At 69.6% G+C, this 19,919-nt stretch carries 19 protein-coding genes; 2 read left to right on the top strand and 17 right to left on the bottom strand.

Translation table 11 applies throughout. The features are described 5' to 3' along the window. Positions 1-32: 32 nt before the first annotated feature. Positions 33-611, top strand: coding sequence for a dihydrofolate reductase family protein (locus tag P7V53_RS16840; protein WP_280150574.1), 579 nt, complete (start codon positions 33-35; stop codon positions 609-611). Between the two features lie 20 nt (positions 612-631). On the opposite strand, the gene P7V53_RS16835 is transcribed toward P7V53_RS16840, so the two are convergent. The 15 genes from P7V53_RS16835 to P7V53_RS16765 form a co-directional block, all read right to left on the bottom strand. Next, positions 632-1,606, bottom strand: coding sequence for an ABC transporter permease (locus P7V53_RS16835; protein ID WP_280150573.1), 975 nt, complete (start codon positions 1,604-1,606; stop codon positions 632-634). Beyond that, entirely contained in the window at positions 1,599-2,720 is a 1,122-nt protein-coding gene (locus P7V53_RS16830) for an ABC transporter permease (RefSeq protein ID WP_280150572.1), read from the bottom strand. The genes P7V53_RS16835 and P7V53_RS16830 overlap by 8 nt, the downstream gene beginning before the upstream one ends. Then, positions 2,717-4,252 (bottom strand): ABC transporter ATP-binding protein, encoded by a 1,536-nt coding sequence (locus tag P7V53_RS16825; protein ID WP_280150571.1) that lies wholly within the window; start codon positions 4,250-4,252, stop codon positions 2,717-2,719. Before P7V53_RS16825 ends, P7V53_RS16830 begins: the two co-directional genes overlap by 4 nt. Positions 4,253-4,259: 7 nt before the next feature. Next, the gene (locus P7V53_RS16820; protein WP_280150569.1) at positions 4,260-5,252 is read right to left on the bottom strand and encodes a BMP family ABC transporter substrate-binding protein; all 993 of its coding nucleotides are present in this window, start codon (positions 5,250-5,252) and stop codon (positions 4,260-4,262) included. A gap of 83 nt (positions 5,253-5,335) precedes the next feature. Next, the gene (locus P7V53_RS16815) at positions 5,336-5,731 is read right to left on the bottom strand and encodes a cytidine deaminase (RefSeq protein ID WP_280150567.1); all 396 of its coding nucleotides are present in this window, start codon (positions 5,729-5,731) and stop codon (positions 5,336-5,338) included. Then, complete coding sequence (gene deoA, locus P7V53_RS16810) at positions 5,728-7,059, bottom strand: thymidine phosphorylase (RefSeq protein WP_280150566.1); 1,332 nt, start codon at positions 7,057-7,059, stop codon at positions 5,728-5,730. The genes P7V53_RS16815 and deoA overlap by 4 nt, the downstream gene beginning before the upstream one ends. Continuing rightward, the gene (deoC, locus tag P7V53_RS16805; protein WP_280150565.1) at positions 7,059-7,826 is read right to left on the bottom strand and encodes a deoxyribose-phosphate aldolase; all 768 of its coding nucleotides are present in this window, start codon (positions 7,824-7,826) and stop codon (positions 7,059-7,061) included. The genes deoA and deoC overlap by 1 nt, the downstream gene beginning before the upstream one ends. Before the next feature lie 98 nt (positions 7,827-7,924). Beyond that, positions 7,925-9,142: an AGE family epimerase/isomerase gene (locus P7V53_RS16800; RefSeq protein WP_280150563.1), complete on the bottom strand. Its 1,218-nt coding sequence runs from the start codon at positions 9,140-9,142 to the stop codon at positions 7,925-7,927. A 67-nt stretch (positions 9,143-9,209) separates the two neighbouring features. Then, positions 9,210-10,274 carry an ABC transporter ATP-binding protein gene (locus P7V53_RS16795; protein ID WP_280150561.1) on the bottom strand — a complete coding sequence of 355 codons (1,065 nt, stop codon included), beginning with the start codon at positions 10,272-10,274 and terminating at the stop codon, positions 9,210-9,212. Between the two features lie 3 nt (positions 10,275-10,277). Then, positions 10,278-11,120 (bottom strand): carbohydrate ABC transporter permease, encoded by an 843-nt coding sequence (locus P7V53_RS16790; protein WP_280156540.1) that lies wholly within the window; start codon positions 11,118-11,120, stop codon positions 10,278-10,280. Positions 11,121-11,185: 65 nt separating this feature from the next. Then, on the bottom strand, positions 11,186-12,073 hold the full coding sequence (locus P7V53_RS16785; RefSeq protein WP_280150559.1) for a sugar ABC transporter permease: 888 nt from the start codon (positions 12,071-12,073) through the stop codon (positions 11,186-11,188). Between the two features lie 112 nt (positions 12,074-12,185). Then, positions 12,186-13,445 carry an ABC transporter substrate-binding protein gene (locus P7V53_RS16780; protein WP_280150558.1) on the bottom strand — a complete coding sequence of 420 codons (1,260 nt, stop codon included), beginning with the start codon at positions 13,443-13,445 and terminating at the stop codon, positions 12,186-12,188. Between the two features lie 123 nt (positions 13,446-13,568). Continuing rightward, positions 13,569-15,056, bottom strand: a complete 1,488-nt coding sequence (locus tag P7V53_RS16775) for a sensor histidine kinase (RefSeq protein WP_348273436.1) — start codon at positions 15,054-15,056, stop codon at positions 13,569-13,571. Beyond that, a complete protein-coding gene (locus P7V53_RS16770; protein WP_280150557.1) occupies positions 15,053-15,727 on the bottom strand; it encodes a response regulator transcription factor in 675 nt (224 codons plus the stop codon). The genes P7V53_RS16775 and P7V53_RS16770 overlap by 4 nt, the downstream gene beginning before the upstream one ends. A gap of 88 nt (positions 15,728-15,815) precedes the next feature. After that, the gene (locus P7V53_RS16765; protein ID WP_280150556.1) at positions 15,816-17,009 is read right to left on the bottom strand and encodes a carbohydrate porin; all 1,194 of its coding nucleotides are present in this window, start codon (positions 17,007-17,009) and stop codon (positions 15,816-15,818) included. Between the two features lie 157 nt (positions 17,010-17,166). Here P7V53_RS16765 and P7V53_RS16760 point away from each other — a divergent pair, with 157 nt between their 5' ends. Next, a complete protein-coding gene (locus P7V53_RS16760; protein ID WP_280150554.1) occupies positions 17,167-18,435 on the top strand; it encodes an ABC transporter substrate-binding protein in 1,269 nt (422 codons plus the stop codon). 1 nt (position 18,436) lies between these two features. Here P7V53_RS16760 and P7V53_RS16755 read toward each other — a convergent pair whose 3' ends face one another. Next, positions 18,437-18,955, bottom strand: coding sequence for a hypothetical protein (locus P7V53_RS16755; RefSeq protein ID WP_280150552.1), 519 nt, complete (start codon positions 18,953-18,955; stop codon positions 18,437-18,439). An 84-nt stretch (positions 18,956-19,039) separates the two neighbouring features. Next, complete coding sequence (locus tag P7V53_RS16750; protein ID WP_280150551.1) at positions 19,040-19,894, bottom strand: arylamine N-acetyltransferase; 855 nt, start codon at positions 19,892-19,894, stop codon at positions 19,040-19,042. Between the last annotated feature and the right edge of the window lie 25 nt (positions 19,895-19,919).

The raw sequence follows: 19,919 nt of genomic DNA, 5'->3' as shown, positions 1-19,919 counted from the left end.
GGGCGCTTGCAGCGTGTCCGAGGAGCAAGGTGATGCGCAAGTTGAGCGTCTTCGAATCCGTTTCCCTGGACGGCTACTTCAAGGCCGCGAGCGGCGACATCGCCTGGATGCACCAGGGCGGCGACGACCCCGAGTTCCAGTCGTTCACGGCAGCGAATGCGGCCGGCGGCGGCGTGCTGCTGATGGGCCGCACCACGTACGAGCTGTTCGCGAGCCACTGGCCGACGCCGCAGGCGATGCAGCAGATGCCCGAAGTGGCGGGGCCGATGAACGCGATGCCCAAGGTCGTGGTGTCGCGCTCGCTCGGCAAGGCGACGTGGAACAACACGAAGGTGCTCAAGGGCGACCTGGCCGCCGAAGTGCGCAAACTGAAGGCCGAGCCGGGCGAGGCAATCACCGTGCTGGGCAGCGGCAGCATCGTGTCGCAGCTCACGCAAGCGGGCCTGGTCGACGAGTTCCAGGTCGTCGTGGTCCCCGTTGCCCTGGGAGACGGCAGGACGATGTTCGAAGGGGTGAAGAACATGCTGACCTTGAGGCTCGTGACATCGCGGACCTTTCGCAACGGCCGCGTGTTCCTCGTCTACGAGCCTCATGAGGCGCCCGACGGATGAATCCAGACGAGGCAGGGGCGTCAACGTTCCTTCACGTACGCCCTGCCGAGCGCGCGCGGCGCCTGCGCGCGCCCGAAGAAGCCCGCCAGCAGGACCACCGTGAGTGCGTATGGCAGCGCCTGGATCAGCTCCACCGGCACCGAGCCGATGCCCGGCAGCGGCACGCCCTGCAGGCGGATGGCCACGGCATCGAGAAAGCCGAACAGCAGACAGGCCACGCCGGCGCGCAGCGGATGCCACTGGCCGAACACCATCGCGGCCAGCGCCATGAAGCCGCGGCCGGCCGTCATGCCGGGAGAGAACGACGCGTTCTGCGCGAGCGTGAGGTAGCTGCCCGCGATGCCGCACAGCATGCCGGCCAGCAGCACGGCGCCGTAGCGCAGCCGCGTCACGGAGATGCCCGCCGCATCGACCATCGCCGGGTTCTCGCCGACCGCGCGCAGGCGCAGTCCGAAGCGCGTGCGGTACAGCAGCCACCACGACGCGGGCACCAGCGCGAACGCGAGCCACACGAGCGCGTTGTGATCGAGCAGCACCTCCGCCAGCAGCGGTCCGACCAGCGGCCAGCTTCGCACGGCGGCGGCGGCGCCGGCGATCATGCTGGTGAAGCGGCTGGCCGCTGCCACGTCAGGCGTGCGGCCGCCCTGGCTGAACCACACCAGCCCGAGCACCGCCGTGAGGCCGGCGGCAATCACGTTGAGCGCGACGCCGGACACGATCTGGTCGCCGCGGTGCGTGATGCAGGCCCAGGCGTGCACCAGCCCAAGCGACATCGCCACGAGCACCGCACCGGCCAGCGCCGCCATCGCCGGCCATCCGATGGCGCCCAGGCATGCGGCCGCGAAGGCGGCAGCGAGCATCTTGCCTTCGAGCCCGATGTCGATGACGCCGGCCCGCTCGCTGAACACGCCGGCCAGCGCGCACAGCACCAGCGGCACGGCGATGCGCAGCGTGGCACCCAGCACCGAGGCGACGACGACGATCAGCTCATCCATGTCGACGCCGGGGCCGGCCCGAGAGCCGCGCATGGGCACGTGCCACCGGCGCACGCAGCATCTGCGACAGGGCGCCGCAGAACAGCACCACGAAGCCCTGCACCGCGACCGACATGTCGCGGGTGAAGGCCGGCATCTCGAACACCAGCTCGGAGCCGCCTTGCGCCAGCGCGCCGAACAGCAGCGCCGCCAGCGCGATGCCGAACGGATGGTTGCGGCCCATCAATGCCACCGCGATGCCGGTGAAGCCTGCACCGGCGACGAAATCGAGCAGGAGCTTGTGGTGAACGCCGGCGATCTCGTTGGCGCCGACCAGCGCTGCGAGCGCACCCGAGATCGACAGCGCGACGAGCGTCATGCGCGGCGGCGAGATGCCGGCATAGCGCGCGGCATCGCTCGACTGCCCGACCACGCGCAGCGCGTGGCCCAGCCGCGAGTGCCACAGGAGCAGCCACACTGCCAGACAGGACAGCAGTGCGAGCGCGAACGCGAGGTTGAGCGGCGTATCGGGCCATTCCACGCCGATGAGCGAGAGCATGGACTTCGCATTGGGCAGCGCAGCGCCGGCGGCGAACGCGCGCGACTCGACGGCCTGGTTGCCGGGCACCTTCAGCACGTTGACGATCAGCCACACCATCAGCGTCGAGGCGAGGAAGTTGAACATGATCGTCGTGATGACGATGTGGCTGCCGCGGTAGGCCTGCAGCCACGCCGGCACGAAGGCCCACGCGACGCCGGCGGCCATGCCGGCCAGCAGCGCCAGCGGCAGCAGCAGCGCCGCCGGCAGCCAGCGGTCCAGCGTCAGCATCAGCAGTCCGACGCCCAGGCCGCCGAGCGTCGCCTGGCCTTCGGCGCCGATGTTGAAGTGACCGCAGTGGAACGCCACGGCCACGGCAAGTCCGGTGAGGATGAAATTGGTCGTGTAGTAGAGCGTGTAGCTCCACGCCAGCGCGCTGCCGAAGGCGCCGTCGACCAGCAGCCGCACGGCGGCGAGGGGGTTCTGGCCGATGGCCCAGACGACGAGTCCCGCGGCGCTGAGCGCGAGCGCGACGTTGAGCACCGGCAGCAGTGCCACGTCGATCCAGCGCGGCAGGGCCGCCGGGACGTCCCTCATGCCGCCTGTCCCATCAGGCAGCCGAGCTGCCGCTCGTCGGTCTGGTCCCGCGCCAGCGTGCCGGTGATGCGCCCGCCGCTCATCACGACGATGCGGTCGGCGAGGGCGAGGATCTCGTCGAGCTCGGTGGACACGAGCAGCACGGCGCAGCCCGCATCGCGCAGAGCGACGATCCGGCGATGGATGAACTCGATCGCCCCGATGTCGACCCCGCGTGTCGGCTGCCCGACCAGCAGCACGCGCGGCGCACGGCGGAACTCGCGGGCGAGGATCAGCTTCTGCTGGTTGCCGCCGGAGAACTTGGACGACAGCAGCGACTCGTCGCGCGGCCGCACGTCGAACGCTTCCATCATCTCGCGGCACTGCCGGCGCGCGGGCGCGCGCAGCAGCCAGGGACCGCGGCGCACCGCCGGCTCGTCCTCGTAGCCGAGCAGCGCCGATTCCCAGGCCGCGAATCCGAGCACCAGGCCCAGGCGGTGGCGATCCTCCGGCACGTGGGCGACGCCCAGCGCACGCAGCCTGCGCGGATCGACCGGATGGCGCGCGTCGATGCGGCAGGTGCCGCCGTCGGCCAGCGCGAGATGGACCGATCCCTGCTGCGGGGGCTCCAGGCCGGACAGCACGGCGAGCAATTCGCTCTGGCCGTTGCCCGCCACGCCCGCCACGCCGACGATCTCGCCGGAATGCAGCTGCAGCGAGATGTCGTGCAGGCGCGCCCAACCCTGCGCGTCGTGCCAGCCGATCTCGCGCGCCTCGAGCCGGATGTCGCCGCGGTGGCGCGCGAGCGGGGCGGTTTCGAGCTGCACCTTGCGTCCGACCATCAGCTCGGCGAGCTCGACCTCGCTGGTCGCGGCGGTGTCGCGATCGGCGACGACGCGTCCGGCGCGCATCACGGTCACGCGGTCGGTGATGGCGAGGATCTCCTTCAGCTTGTGAGTGATGAGCAGCACCGTGACGCCGCGTGCCTTCAGCGATGACAGCACGCGGAACAGCGCCTCGGTCTCCTGCGGCGTCAGCACGCCGGTGGGCTCGTCGAGGATGAGGATGCGTGCTCCGCGAAACAGCGCCTTCAGGATCTCGACCCGCTGCAGCACGCCGACCGGCAGGTCGCGCACGCGGGCATCGGGGTCGACCGCCAGGCCGAATTCGTCGGCCAGCCGCGCCAGCTCGCTCCGCGCCTGGGCGAGGCTGCGAGACAGCAGCATGCCTTGCTCGGCGCCCAGCACCACGTTCTCCAGGACGGTGAAGCGTTCGACCAGCATGAAGTGCTGGTGCACCATGCCGACTCCGTGCGCGATGGCGTCGTGCGTGCCGCCGAGCTGCAGCTCGCGCCCCTCGAGGCGGATCGTGCCTTCGTCGGCCGGGTAGAAGCCGTAGAGCACGCTCATCAGCGTCGACTTGCCGGCGCCGTTCTCCCCCACGATGCCGTGCACGCTGCCGCGCCGCACGCGCAAGGTCACGTCGTCGTTGGCATGCACCGCGCCGAAGCGCTTGTGGATGCCCAGCAGCTCGACGGCGAAGTCGGCGTTCAAGCGGGGGTCAGTACTTGCAGCCGGCTTCGGGTGTGTAGGTCGCCACCTTCACCTTGCCGGACACGATGTCCGATTCCACCGCCGCCAGCTTCTTCTTCGTGTCCTCGCTCACCAGCCTGGCGTTGTGCTGGTCCATCGCGAGGCCGACGCCTTGCTCCTTCAGGCCGAGCACGACGGTGCCGGGCTTCCAGCTGCCGTTCTTCGCCGACAGCGCGATGCCGTGGATCGCGTTGTCGACGCGCTTGAGCATGGACGTGAGCATGGTGCCCGGCTGCAGGTGGTTCTGGTTGCTGTCGACGCCGATGGCCAGCTTGCCCTGGTCCTTGGCAGCCTGGTACACGCCGGTACCGGTGCCGCCGGCCGCGGCGAACACCACGTCGACGCCGCGCGAGAACTGCGCCTTCGCGAGCTCGCCGCCGCGGGTCGGGTCGCTCCACGCGCTCGGCGTGGTGCCGGTCATGTTGGCCACGACCTCGACCTTGGGATTGGCCTGCTTCGCGCCGTGCTCGTAGCCGCACTGGAAGCGGCGGATCAGCGGCACGTCCATGCCGCCGATGAAGCCCACCTTGCCGCTCTTGCTGGTCGTGGCGGCGAGCCAGCCGGCGAGGAAGGAGCCTTCCTGGTCCTTGAACAGCACCGACTGCACGTTCGGCAGCTTGACCTCGGAATCGATGATCGCGAAGTGCGCGTTCGGAAATTCCTTGGCGACCTTCTCGAGCGCCGAGGCATGGCCGAAGCCGACCGCGATGATGGGATCGGCACCTTTCTGCGCCATCCGGCGCAGGGCCTGCTCGCGCTGCGTGTCGTTGGAAATCTCGAAGTCCAGGTAGGCGGTGCCGGTCTCCTTCTTGAAGCGCTCGATGCCGTTGTAGGCCGCTTCGTTGAAGGACTTGTCGAACTTGCCCCCGGCGTCGTAGACGACGGCGGGCTGCCGGGTCTGGGCATGGGCGGATGCGGCCAGCGCGGCAGCGATGACGACAGCGGCGGCTCTGATGCTCATGGTGTGTCTCCCTGCGTGGCAGTGCGGCGGATTCTCGCAAGAAGCATGCGCGCGGCGATGCTCGGGAAGACCCGTTGTGGCCCCTACGGATCGAACCGGAATGCACCCGGCAGCAACGCGCCGGCGGTCGTCACCTGGCGTGCACCGTGCAGATTCGCCAGCACCACTGCCAGCGCCTCGCCGCCCAGCTCGAGCATCACCTGCCGGCATGCGCCACACGGCGAGATGGGCTGCGCCGTGTCGCCGATCACCGCGATGCGGTCCAGCGCGCCGGCCGGAACGCCCGCGGCGATGGCGCTGAACAGCGCCGTCCGCTCGGCGCAATTGCACAGCCCGTACGAGGCGTTCTCGACGTTGCAGCCGGTGAACAGGCGGCCGTCTCGCGCACGCACCGCGGCGCCGACGCGAAAGCCGGAATAGGGCGCATAGGCGGCTTCGCGGGCCTGCGCCGCCAGCGCGATCAGTTCGTCGTCGCTCATCCCTGCTCCCGAACGATGCGGCCCGCGATCAGCGGGCCGGGCGATGCCGCCGTGTCCGACACCGCATAGGCCGCTTGCACCGTCGCGACCGCTGCGTTCGCCGCGGCGGCCGTTGCGGCATGGACCAGCGCCAACGGCTGCCCCGGCTCGACGCGCATGCCGAGCGGCGCCAGGCCGGCGAGCCCCACGGCAGGATCGATGCGGTCCTCGGCACGCCGGCGGCCGCCGCCGAGCTCGACGACGGCGAGTCCCAGGGCCCGCGTGTCGATGGCCGCGACGACACCGCCCGCAGCAGCGGCCACCTCGCGCACCACCGGCGCAGCGGGCAGCAGCTGGTCCGCACGCTCCAGCAGATCGGTGGGACCGCCCAGGCCCGACACCATGCGGGCGAAGCGCTCGGCCGCGGCGCCGCTGTCCAGCGCGCGCGCCAGGCGGGCGCGGGCGTCGTCGTCGTCGCGTGCCAGCCGGGCTTGGCGCAGCAGCGTGATGCCGAAGGCACGCACCACCTCGTCCAGCCGCGCCGATCGCTCGTCGCCTCGCAGATGGCGGATCGCGACATGCACTTCGAGCGCATTGCCCGCGGCCGGTGCGAGCGGCTCGTTCATGTCGGTGAGCAGCGCTTCGGTGGGCAGGCCCGCGCCGCAGCCGGTCTCGACCAGGCTGCGGGCCAGCGCCCGTGCGCTCGCCAGGTCGCGCATGAAGGCGCCGTTGCCGAACTTCACGTCCAGCGCCAGCGCCTGCAGGCCGGCGGCGAGCTTCTTCGAGAGGATGGAAGCGGTGATCAGCGGGATCGACTCGACCGTCGCCGTCAGATCGCGCACCGCGTAGAGGCGCCGATCGGCGGGTGCGAGCGCCGGCCCGGCGCCGACGATGGCGACGCCTGCTTCGCGCACGACGCGGCGGAAGACGTCCAGCGGCACGTCGACGGCGTAGCCCGGGATCGCCTCCAGCTTGTCCAGCGTGCCGCCGGTGTGGCCGAGTCCGCGCCCCGAGACCATCGGCACGTGGCAGCCGCAGGCGGCGAGCAGCGGTGCGAGGACCAGCGAGACGGTGTCGCCGATGCCGCCGGTGGAGTGCTTGTCGACCACCGGGCCGTGCAGGTCGGCCTCGCGCCAGTCGAGCACCGCGCCGCTGTCGCGCATGGCCAGCGTGAGGGCCACGGCTTCCGGCGTGGCCATGCCGCGCCAGCAGGTGGCCATGGCGAACGCGGCGATCTGCGCGTCACTCACGTCGCCGCGGGCGATGCCCTCGACGAAGGCGCGGATCTCGGTATCGGCCAGCCTGAGACCGTCGCGCTTGCGGCGGATGGTCTCCTGCGCCAGCGTCATCAATAGGTGCCTTGGGCCACGCCGGCGCTGCGGCCTTCCAGAGTGGCGAGCAGCACCGGCAGCAGACCCGACGCCCCGAAGCGCAGCGTCCGGGGCGACAGCCGCTCGGCGCCGTAGGCCTGCGCGGCGAGCGCGATGTAACGCTTGGCGTCGTTCAGCGTGGCGACCCCGCCGGCCACCTTGAGCCCGGCATGCCCGCCGTGCTCGAGGATCACCTCGAGCATCAGCGCCGCGGCCTCGGGCGTGGCGTTGACCGACACCTTGCCGGTGGAGGTCTTGAGGAAATCGGCGCCGGCCGCCAGGGCAATCTGGCTCGCTTCGCGGATCCAGCGCGCGGTGCGCAGCTCGCCCGTCTCGAGGATGACCTTGAGCGGCACGTCGGCGCAGGCCTCCTTGCAGCGGCTGACCAGCTCCTGGCCGGCGCGCCGGTGACCGGCGAGCAGGGCACGCCAGGGAAACACCAGGTCGATCTCCTGCGCGCCGTTGGCCAGCGCCGCGCGGGTGTCCTGCAGCACCTGCTCGGGCGCCGATTCGCCGCGCGGGAAATTGGCCACGGTGGCCACGCGCACGCCCTCGAGCTGCTGCTCGGCAAGTGCGCGCACCGCCGCCGGCACCAGTTGCGGCAGCACGCACAGGGCAGCCGGCGCGCCCTGCGGCGTGTTGGCGCTGCGCGCCAGCGCGTCGATCGACGCGGCGGTGTCCTCGTCCTTCAGCGAGGTGAGGTCGAGGCAGCGCAGCGCGAGTCGGGCGGCTTGCAGGTCGTTCATGGGCCCCAGCATGCCGCGGAACATTGCTGCATTGCAATGAAGGCGACGCAACGATATGCAACGCGCCCGATTTCCCTGGACCGCGGCGGGCGATGTCTTCAAAGCGCCAGCGCCGCCAGCACCTCGTAGCAGGCCCCCATCGTGTGATAGTCGGTCTTTCCCGCCGGGCTCTTCTCGTCGCTGTACTTGCGGTTGTCCGGCGTCAGGATGCGGTACCACGCTCCGTGCCGGTGGTCGACGAAGTGGCGCCAGCTGTAGTCCCACAAGCGGTCGTACCAGTCCCAGTAGCCGCCTTCCCCGGTGCGCACGGCGAGCAGCGCCGCCGCCGCCAGGCTCTCGGCCTGGACCCAGAAGTACTTGTCGCCGTCGCAGACGGCAAAGCGCCCCGGATGCGCATCGTCGGACGCGAAGCCGTAGACCAGCCCGCCGTGGGTGTTGTCCCAGGCGTGCTCGGTGGCCGCGGCGAAGAGCTCCTGGGCGCGCGGCAGCAGCCAGCGGGCGCCGCGCTGGCGCTCCAGGATCAGCAGCAGCTTGGCCCACTCGGTGAGATGTCCCGGCTGGTAGCCCCAGGGGCGGAAGATGTTGCTCCTGTCGTGGCGGTTGTAGTCCCAGTCGGGCGTCCAGTCGCTGCGATAGTGCTCCCAGATCAGGCCCCCGGCGCGCGCGGCCAGCTGGCGGGTGACCGCGTCGGCGATCGCCTCGGCGCGGTCGAGATAGCGCCGGTCGGACGTCGCCTCGAACGCCGCCAGCATCGCCTCGCAGGTGTGCATGTTGGCGTTCTGGCCGCGGTAGCTGCCGACGTTCCAGGCCGCATCGGCCTCGTCGGCATAGAGCGAGGGCACCGGCTCCCAGAAATGGCGCTCCATCAGCTCGAAGGTCTCGCTGATCCCCACCCGAGCCTCGGTGATGCCGGCCAGCGCGGCATGCGCATGCGCGAGCAGCACGAAGGCCAGGCCGTAGCAATGGTTGGTGTTGTCCAGGACTTCCTTGCGGCCGCCGCACCAGCGCAGCTGCCAGGCATAGCCACCCGTCGCCGCGTCGCGGTGCACGTCGCGCAGGAAGCGCAGGCCGTGGCGCGCGGCATTGCGCCAGTGCACGTTGCCGAAGCGGCGCGCCGCCATGGCGTAGTTGAAGACGAAGCGCGTGCTGCTGACCAGGTGGCGGATCTGGCGATCGTAGACGTCGCCGTCGTCCTTGAAGAAGTGAAAGAAGCCGCCGCTGGGGTCCAGCGCGCGCCCCTCGTAGAACGACATCGTGTGCAGGATGTGCCTGCGCAGGAAGTCGGGGGAGCGGAAATCGACGGCGGCGCTGCTCATGGCGAACCGCTCCCTGTCCCGCTTGCGGGAGAGGGTCGCGGGGAGGGCGCGAAGCGGCCCGGCATGCTCATGCGACGCGCTTCTCGCTGCGGGCGTCAAACAGATGCGCGTCGGCCGGCGACCAGTGCAGGAACACCGACTCGCCGACACGCTGCTCCACCTTTCCCGGCACGCGCGCGGTCACGGTGCCGACCGGGGTGTCGACCAGCGCGTAGGTCTCGGGACCGGTGGGCTCCAGCATGCTCACCGTGCCGGGCAGGCCCTGCGACGCGAACGCGAGGCTCTCCGGGCGCAGCCCGTACGTGATCTCCGGCGCATTCGCCGCCTGCAGTGCGCGGCGCTGCTCGGGCGTCAGCGAAAGTTCGATGCCGTTGGCATGCAGGCCGTCGGCGTTGCGGCGCCCGCCGAGCATGTTCATCGCCGGCGAGCCGATGAATTCGGCGACGAAGCGGGTGGCCGGGCGGCTGTAGATGTCGTCGGGTGTTCCGAACTGCTGCACCACGCCGTCGCGCATCACGGCGATTCGGTCGCCCAGGGTCATCGCCTCGACCTGGTCGTGCGTGACGTACACGGTGGTCGTCTTGGTGCGCTGGTGCAGCAGCTTGATCTCGGCGCGCATCTCCACGCGCAGCTTGGCGTCCAGGTTGGACAGCGGCTCATCGAACAGGAACAGCTTGGGATTGCGGGCGAGCGCACGGCCCATCGCCACGCGCTGGCGCTGGCCGCCCGAGAGCTGGCCCGGCTTGCGGTCGAGCAGGTGCTCGATCTGCAGCATCTTCGCGACCCGCTTGACCGCCTCGTCGCGCTGCGCCTTGGGCACGTTGCGCATCTCGAGTCCGAAGCTGATGTTCTGCGCGACGTTCATGTTGGGATACAGCGCATAGCTCTGGAACACCATCGCGATGTCACGGTCGCGCGGCAGCGCGTAGGTGACGTCGCGCTCGGCGATGTGGATGCTGCCGGCGGTCGGCGTGTCCAGGCCGGCGACCATGTTGAGCAGCGTGCTCTTGCCGCAGCCGGAAGGGCCCACGAGGATCAGGAACTCGCCGGCCTCGACCTCGATGTCGATGCCCTTGAGGATGTCGGTCGAGCCGAAGCTCTTCCTGACGTTGCGGATGGACAGTGCGCCCATGGTTCACCCCTTCACCGCGCCGGCCGTCAGCCCGCGCACGAAATACTTGCCTGCGACGATGTACACGACCAGCGTCGGCAGTGCCGCGATCATCGCCGCGGCCATGTCGACGTTGTATTCCTTGACCGCGCTCGATGTGTTGGCCAGGTTGTTGAGGCCCACCGTGATCGGCTTGGACGCGCCGCCCGAGAACACCACGCCGAACAGGAAGTCGTTCCAGATGTTGGTGAACTGCCAGATCAGCGTGACGACGAGGATGGGCGCCGACAGCGGCAGCACGATGCGCCAGAAGATGCGCCAGAAGCCGGCGCCATCGAGCATGGCCGCCTTGATCAGCTCGTCGGGCAGGCCGACGTAGTAGTTGCGGAAGAACAGGGTGGTCGATGGCAGGCCGGCGAGGATGTGCACCAGCACCAGGCCCCAGATCGAGCTGGCAATGCCCAGCCAGCCGAGGATCTGCGACATCGGCAGCAGCACGACCTGGAACGGCATGAACATGCCGAACAACATCAGCGCGAAGATCAGCTCGCTGCCCTTGAAGCGCCACTTGCTGAGCACGTAGCCGTTGACCGCGCCCAGCGTGGTCGAGACCAGCACCGCGGGGATCACCATCAGCACCGAGTTGATGAAGAAGGGCTTGAGGCCGCCGCAGTCCACGCCGGTGCATGCGCTGGACCAGGCCTTGGCCCAGGCCTCGAATCCCGGCGATGCCGGCAGCGACAGCAGGTTGCCTTCACGGATCTGCGCCATGTCCTTCAGCGAGGTGGTCAGCATCACGTACATCGGCGTGAGGAAGACCAGCGCGAAGAGCAGCAGCAGGGCATACAGGGCGATGCGGTGCCACATCAGCCGCCGGGGCGAGGCGGCGGCGTTGGTGTCGGCGCGGCGCACGCCGGCAGGTTGCGCGAGGCTCATCGCTTGGCCCTCAGCTCGGAGTACAGGTAAGGCACGACGATGGCCGCGACGGTCGCCAGCATGACGGTCGCCGAGGCCGCGCCCAGGCCGATCTGGCCGCGCGTAAAAGCCATGGTGTACATGTAGGTGGCCGGCAGGTCGGTCGCGAAGCCCGGGCCGCCGGCGGTGAGGGCCATCACGAGGTCGAAGCTCTTGATCGCGAGGTGGCTCAGCACCATCAGCGTGCTGAAGAACACGGGCCGCAGGCTCGGGATGATGATGCGCCAGTAGATGCGCGGCAGGCTCGCGCCGTCGATCTGCGCGGCCTTCAGGATGGAGTCGTCGATGCCGCGCAGGCCGGCGAGGAACAGCGCCATCACGAAGCCGGCGCTCTGCCATACGCCGGCGATGACGACGGTGTAGATGGCACGATCGGGATTGATGAGCCAGTCGAACTGGAAGTCGGCGAAGCCCAGGCCCTGCACCAGCTTCTCGATGCCCAGGCCCGGGTTGAGGATCCACTTCCAGGCGGTGCCGGTGACGATCATGCTGAGCGCCATCGGGTACAGGTAGATGGTACGCAGCGCGCCTTCGGCGCGGATCTTCTGGTCGAGCAGGATGGCCAGCAGCAGGCCGATCGCCATGCCGAAGAACAGGAACAGCCCGCCGAAGATGCCGAGGTTGGTCAGCGCCACCCACCAGCGCTCGCTGTCGAACAGCCGCCCGTACTGCTCGACGCCGACGAACTCGTAGTTCGGCAGCAGGCGCGAAGCCGACAGCGAGAGGTAGCCGTTCCACGCCATCAGGCCGTAGATGAAGGCCATCGCGAGCACGAATGACGGCGCGATGACCAGCTTGGGCATCCACTGGCTGAGGCGGGCGGCGGGAGAGAGGGTGGGGGTCATGGTGTTGCTCCCTCTCCCGCCGGGCGGGAGAGGGCTGGGTGAGGGGTAAGCGGAGGCAACTCCCTCACCCCAACCTTCTCCCGCACGCGGGAGAGGGGGAAGGTCTCGTGACTCAGGTCCCCGACTTCGTCTTCGCCGCCGACACCAGCTTGTCCATGGTCGCCGCGGGCGTCGCCTTGTCGTCGTTCCAGAACTGCGACACCACGTCCTTGATGGCGCCTTCGGCGGCCGACGGGATCGCCATGCCGTGCGCGGCGGAGGGCACCAGCGCGCCGGCCTTCGAGGTCGCGACGAAGTCGGCGGCCGAGGTCTTGGCGCACTCGTCGAACTTGTCGAGGTTCATGTTCAGGCGCACCGGGATCGAGCCTTTGTTGAGGTTGAACACCTCCTGGAACTCGGGCGACATGATGGCCGCGGCGAGGTCCTGCTGCGCCTTCTGGTTGCCGGCGTCCTTCAGCTTGAACAGCGCGAAGCTGTCGACGTTGTAGGTGTAGGCCTTGGCGGTGCCCGGCGCGGCCACGCAGCCGAAGTCCTTGCCCGGCGTCTTGCCGGCGGCGAGGAACTCGCCCTTGGCCCAGTCGCCCATGAACTGCATGCCGGCCTCGCCCTTGATGACCATCGCGGTGGCCAGGTTCCAGTCGCGGCCCGGCGCGTTCTTGTCGGTGTAGCCCTTGATGCGCTTGAAGGTGGTCAGCACCTTCTCCATCGTCGGGCTCTTCAGCGAGCCCGGATCGAGCTGCACGATCGCCTTCTTGTAGAAGTCGACGCCGCCGACGCCCAGCGCGACGGTCTCGAAGGTGGTGAAGTCCTGCCAGTTCTGGCCGCCGTGCGCCACCGGCGTGATGCCGGCCTTCTTCAGCGCCTCGGCCGCGGTGAAGAACTCGTCCCAGGTGGTCGGCACCTTCGCGCCGGCCTTCTTGAAGGCTTCCGGATTGGTCCACAGCCAATTCACGCGGTGCACGTTCACCGGCGCGGCGACGTAGTGGCCCTTGTACTTCAGGCCGTCGGCGATCGCCTTGGGCAGCAGCTCGTCCCACTTGTTCGCCTTGGCCACATCGTCCATGTTGGCCAGCACGTCTTCGCGCGCCCACTCCTGGATGGACGGGCCCTTGATCTGCGCCGCCGCCGGGGCGTTGCCCGAGACCACGCGCGACTTCAGCACGGTCATGGCTGCATCGCCGGCCCCGCCCGCGACCGCAAAGTCCTTCCAGGTGTGGCCCTTCTTCTGCATCGACGCCTTCAGCTCCGCAACGGCCTTGGCCTCGCCGCCCGACGTCCACCAGTGCAACACCTCGACTTCGCCGGCCTGGGCCAGCGTGGCGCTCAGCAGGCCGGCGGCGGCCAGGGCGATCGAAATACGGGTCGTAGCCATAGATGTCTCCTGTTCAAGAATTGTTCAGCTTGTTGAATCAAGCGAGCCGAACTTTAATGTCTTGTTAACGCGTCGACAAGGCGGAGCAGCCTCGGGACTTTCCCTGAACAGCGCACCGGAGACTCAGCCGCGTGGGAGCCGTATCACCGCGCGCAGCCCCTGAGGATGCGCCGATTCGAGCACCACGGTGCCGTTGTGGCGAGTAACGATTTCTTTCGCAATGGCGAGGCCCAGCCCGCAGCCGGTGCCGTCGTACGTCGCACGCACGAAGCGCTGGAAGACACGCTCGCGATCCGCTTCGGGAAGACCGGGGCCGTTGTCTTCCACCGCGATGACGACCTGGCTCCCGGTGGTCTCGACGCTCACCGTGACGACCTTGCCGCGGCCCGCGTAGCGGATCGCGTTGTCGACCAGGTTGGTCAGCGCCTCGCGCATCAGCAACGGGTGGCCGACCACGCACACCGGCGCATTGCCTGGGTCGCAGCCATCGCCTTCGAAGCCGAGATCGACGCCCGCGGCCAGCGCCCGCGGCACCAGCTCGGCCGACAGGTCCGCGGCCAGCTTGCGGATGTCGAAGCGCGTCTTGGCGTGCTGGTCGGCGGACTCCGGCTCGGCGCGCGCCAGCGTGAGCAGCTGGTTCACGAGGCGGGCGCTGCGCACCGCGCTTTCGTTGACCCGCTGCAGGCGCTCCTTGAGTGCCGGGTCCTGCGTCTCGTGAAGCGCCAGCTCGGTCTGGCTCTTCAGGCCCGCCAGCGGCGTGCGCAGCTGGTGGGCCGCGTCGCTGATGAAGCGCTTCTGCGCGTTCACGCTCTCGCGCACTTCGGCCAGCAGCGTGTTGATCGCCTTGGCCAATGCACGCACCTCCAGCGGCGCCGCATCGAGCTCGATCGGCGCGAGGTCGTTCGGCGCGCGGTCTTCCACCAGCGCGCGCATGCGCCACAGCGGCGCGAGCCCGGTGCGGATGCCGGCCCAGACGATCATCGACATCAGCGCGATCAGCGCCGACAGCGGCAGCGCGGTGTCGACGAGGATCTGCCCGGCAAGCTGCTCCCGGCTGGCCCGGCTGCGCGCGATCTGCACCAGCATGCGCTGCTTGGCGTCGTCGCCGTAGGCCAGGTACAGGGCGGCCACGCGCACCGCCACCGCCGGGCCGTCGCCGCCGATGCGGCCATCGTAGAAGTAGGGCTCCTCGAGCCGCGGCTGGTCGATGGGCGGGGGCGGCGGCAGCTGCTTGTTGCCCAGGATGAACTGGCCCGGCGGCGTGCTCACCATGTAGTACACGCGGTCGTCCGGATCGGCTTCGATGATGTCCTGCGCAGCCTTCGGGAAGTCGATGAACAGGCCGTTGCCGATGGGCTTCACCTGGCGCGCGAGGGCGCGGGTGGCCGTGGTGAGGCTCGCGTCGATGGCCTTGTTGGCGTAGCGCTCGGCCAGGTTGTAGGTGACCCACGCCGCCGCCAGCCACAGCACGAGCTGCGGCAGCAGCAGCCACATCAGCAGGTGCCGCTGCAGCGAGCGGGTGCCCGGCGTCACGCCGGGGACCCGGCGCAGCAGGTGCTTGAACGGCGACAGCAGCGTGCGCTTCGTCGTCGCTGCAGGCGCGCTGTTCACGTGCTTCCTTCGGCCTCGAGCAGGTAGCCGAGCCCGCGCACCGTGCGGATCGCCAGCCCGGAGCTCTCCAGCTTGCGACGCAGGCGATGGATGTACACCTCGATCGAGCCCGGGTTCGATTCGCTGCGCTCGACCGCCCAGGTGTCGGCGATCTGGTCCTTGGTGACCACCTTGTCGCGCTGCGTGAGCAGCAGGTCGAACAGCATCCACTCGCGCGGGGACAGCTCCAGCGCCTCGCCGTTCACCGAGGCGCGGCGCGCGTCGCGGTCGAAGGTGAGGCGGCCCATCTGCTGCACCGGACCGGCACCCGAGCGGGTGCGCCGCAGCAGCGCGCGGATGCGCGCCTCGAGCTCCGGGAAGTCGAACGGCTTGGTGAGGTAGTCGTCGGCGCCGGCATTGAGGCCGGCGACGCGGTCGTCGAGGCCGTCGAGGGCGGTCAGCACCAGCATCGGCAGCGTCGGGCGCGCCGCCCGCACCCGCTTGAGCACCGTGAGGCCGTCGACGAGCGGCAGCCCGAGGTCGAGCACGCCGATGTCGAACGGGTGCTTCAGCAGCAGGTATTCGGCGACCGCGCCGTTGCCGGCCACCTCGACCTCGAAGCCGGCCTTGCGCAGATTGGCGCCGAGCGCGTCGGCCAGGATGACGTCGTCTTCCGCCAGGAGCAGTTTCATGCTCCCAGCTTAATGGCTGAACGAGGGCTTTAAGGTAGATGAAACCCCGGTGTGCCGGGGTTTCGCTTTGCCGTGCCCCCGACAGGCCTCAGAACCACATCTCGACCTGCGCGCCGTAGCTGGTGCCGCGGGTCTTGCCGTCGCCGATGCCGGTCACGCCGCCGGGACCGGCCGCGGCGTTGGCCGCGTCGTTCCACTTGGCCGTGGTCACGTACAGGCGCAGCTCGGGCCGGTTCCAGAATCCCGGCCCGGTCGACAGCGCCGGGCCGAAGGTCAGCTTGGCCAGCTTCTGCGTCGCGCCGTTGTCGGGCTTCTTCTGCGAGTAGCCCGCCTCGAGCAGCAGCTTCAGGTGCTTGCTCATCGCGTACGACATGCGCCCGCCCACCGTGGACGAGTCGGTCTTCAGCCCCGTGGCGCCGTCCTTGTCGGTCTGCCACAGCGCCTGCGCCTGCCCGCCCAGCGCGCCGACCTGCCAGGTCAGGCTCTCGACGATGCGAAACGCGCGCGTGCCCGACGCTGCGCCCAGGTCGCTGCCGAAGTTCGCGTCCAGCCCCGCCGAGCCGCTGGCCACCTGCAGCCACAGCGTGTTGGCCCCACCCAGCCCCAGCACGTTGTCCTGCTCGTGCTGCAGGCTCAGGCCCGCCCCGCTCTTGCCGCCGGTGAAGTCCCCGTGCGTGAGCGTGCCCGTCACGCGCAGCTTGCCCCCCGGGTTCACCGCGATGTCCTTCAGGTCCGCATTCAGCCGCGAGCCCGGATGCGTCGCGTCCCCGTCGGTGCGGAAGTACGCCAGGTTGAGCTTGCCCGGCCCCACCGCAATGCCGTCCACGCCCGCGCCCACGCCGGACATGTTCACGTAGAAGGTGTCCACGATGTGCACGTCGGCGCGCCCGTAGAAGCGCTTGCCGATCCAGAAGGTGCTGTCCGGGGCGATGTCGAAGCCCTTGCCTTCGACGAACATCTGGTTGATGCCCACCTTGGAGTCGCCCGTGTCGGTGCCCGGGTTGTGCAGGTTCGTCATCAGCGAGGCCTTGTAGTCCACGCCGTCCTTCTGGAAGCCCTGGCTGAGGATGAACTCGCCGTAGATGTCGCACTCGTTGCCCAGCCGGTACTTCAGCCCAGGCCCGCTCAGCCCGTAGCAGGCGCGCGCGGCATCCTTCTTCGTCGCGCCCGGGCCCGCGCGCAGGTAGCCGCCCCAGTCGACGGCGGATGCGGGGGTGCAGAGCGTCGCGGCGGCGGACGCCAGCGTGGCGAGCGTGAGAGTGGCACGGGTGTGTCGGCGCATGGTGAGTCTCCAGTGGTGGTTCGAATGCCTGGAGCCATCCGCTCCTGGCGGCGCGGATTATTAAGCTGGCGTTAATGAAACGCTCATAGCGTTAACACTATGGTCACGCGTTTAATGCGTCTTTAATCTCGCCGGCAACCTCGACAGAAGGGACGACATGGAGACAAGACGCCGGCGCCGTGCTGTGCGGTTGCTGACGGCGGCTGCTCTGCTCTGGGCCGCTTCGTTCGCCGCGCACGCCGGCGAGGTCGAGGTGCTGCATTGGTGGACCAGCGGCAGCGAAAGCCGCTCGGTGCTCGAGCTCAAGCGGCTGCTGGCCACGCAGGGCCATACCTGGCGCGACTTCGCCGTCGTCGGCGGCGGCGGCGACAGCGCGATGGCCGTGCTGCGCTCGCGCGTGCTCGCCGGCAACCCGCCTTCCGCCGCGCAGATCAAGGGACCGGCGATCCAGGAGTGGGGGCGCCTGAACGTGCTGGCCGACCTGGACGATGTCGCGGCGGCGCAGAAGTGGGATGCGCGGCTGCCCGCCGTGGTCGCCAGCGTGATGAAGGTCCACGGGCGCTACGTCGCGGTACCGGTCAACGTGCACCGCGTGAACTGGCTGTGGATCAATCGCGAGGCCCTGCGCCGCACCGGTGCCCGCGCACCGACCACATGGGAAGAGTTCTTCGCGCTGGCCGACAAGATGCGCCACGCCGGCATCGTGCCGGTCGCGCACGGCGGGCAATCGTGGCAGGAGTTCACCACCTTCGAGTCGGTGGTGCTGGGCGTCGGCGGCGCCGACTTCTACCGCCGCGCCTTCGTCGACCTCGATCCGGCGGCGCTGCGCAGCGAGACGATGACCCGCTCGCTGCAGACCTTCCGGCGCATCAAGGACTACACCGATCCGCGCGCGCCGGGCCGCGACTGGAACGTCGCGACCGCGATGGTCATCAAGGGCGAGGCCGGCATGCAGTTCATGGGCGACTGGGCCAAGGGCGAGTTCCTCGCCGCCGGCCAGCAGCCGGGGCGCGACTTCATCTGCGTGTCCTCCCCGGGCACCTCGCGCGCCTTCATCTTCAACGTCGACAGCTTCGCGATGTTCCGCTTGAAGGACCCGGCGGCCACGCGTGCGCAGAAGGCGCTCGCGCTGACCATCATGCAGCCCGAGTTCCAGGAGTCCTTCAACCTCAGCAAGGGCTCCATCCCGGTCGGCAGCGGCGTGCGCCTGGACCGCTTCGATCTGTGCGCGCAGGAGTCGAGCGCGTACTTCACCGCCACCGCGATGGTGAACACGCTGGTTCCCAGCATCGCGCACCTGATGGCGCAGCCGGCGCCCATCGAGCACGCGATGCGCGAGGTCGTGGCGGCCTACTGGAACAACGACCGCATGACGCCGGACGAGGCGATGACGCGGCTGGTGAAGGTGTCGCGGCCCCGGCCCTGACTTAGCGGCGCATTCGGTTGGCGATCTGCCCCAGCGCGATCGCCAGCGCGGCGCCGCCCAGTCCCTTCACCAGGTCAGGGTGCTGCGCATAGAAGCCGCCGACGCGCTCCATGACGGACGGATCGTGCTTCTGCGCTTCCTCGGCGATCTCGCGCACCTGCTCCGGCGTGACCTGCTCGGCATCGACCGGCGACAGCGGTGGCGGCGTCCCCGGTGCCGCGGCCCCCGGCTGGGCCGTCTGGCCGAAGCGGCCGAGCGCACCGCCCGCGATCTTGGCCAGCACGGCCGGTCCCACGGCGCGGATCAGCTGGTTCAGCAGGCCGGCGCGCAGCTGCGGGTTGGAGTTGCCGAAGAGCTGGCTCACCATGCTGGAAAAAGGCGGTGTCCGATCGGAACGAAACGCCTGCGCGAGGCCGTCGCCGAGCACGTCGGCCGGCACCTGCGGCACGACCTCGTCGAAGTCGTTCTCGGTGGAAGTGGGGCGGGCGGCGTAGGGCTGAAGAATGTCCATCAAGGCCATGCGAGTCTCCTGGTGAAGGTGCCTGAAGACGGGCAATGGGCGTGCCGGCGCGACTGTCGCGGATGTCGCTGTGCTGCATCGCAGCTACGTGAAGAAGAGCTCCAGGCGTTCGCGCAAGATGCTGGCGTCGGACATTGCGATCCCGAATTCGCGCTCCAGCACCTCGGCGATCTCGTCGGGGCTCTGAAGCGTGCGCCGCTCGGTGTCGCCGTGCAGGGCGTGCACGGCGAAATCACGGTCCATCAGGGCCAGGCGTCTGCCCGGCAGTGCACGTGCGGCCATCAGGTGGTGCACGAAGTGCGACGCCGGATTCGCGGCCACATACCAGTTCGCCACCTCGTAGTCGATCGCGTGCTGCAGCTCCAGGTCGAAGCGGTACAGCGAGCTCCATTCGCCGCGCACCAGCGCCTGCATGCGCCAGACGCCCTCGTGCTCGACGAGGCGAAAGCGCTCGTGCGGCGTGGGCTGCGGCACGTCGGCTTTCAGCTCGAGCGCGCCGGTCAGCGTGAGGCCGCCGAAGCCGACGTCGGCGATGAATGGACCCTCGGGCAGATCGACCCGGAGCAGCATGTGGCTGCGCGGGGTGATGGCGTCTTCGGGCCGTCCCCACAGCACGCGCGCCGCCAACGTCGTCACCGCGAACCCCATGTCTCGCAGGACCCCGGCGAACAGCGTGTTGTGCTCGAAGCAGTAGCCGCCGCGCCGTGCCGCCACCAGCTTCGCTTGCAGCGAGACCAGGTCGAGCGGCACAGGCATGCGCAGCAGCGGGTTGAGATTCTCGAACGGGATGGCGGCGGTGTGCAGCGATGCCAGGCGCTTGAGGGTCTCGCGATCGGGGGCGTACGGCCCGGCCCAGCCGATGCGCTGCAGGTACGCGGCGAGGTCCACCGCAGGGGGTGTCGGGTTGTCCACCGGCGCAGGGTAGCGCGGCGCCGGCATGCCCGCACGCCGCGACCCCCGAGCC

The sequence above is a fragment of the Piscinibacter sp. XHJ-5 genome, from assembly GCF_029855045.1.
Taxonomy (GTDB): domain Bacteria; phylum Pseudomonadota; class Gammaproteobacteria; order Burkholderiales; family Burkholderiaceae_C; genus Albitalea.
Note: the sequence above shows the minus strand (reverse complement) of the source record. Positions and strands in the feature narration are given on the sequence as shown.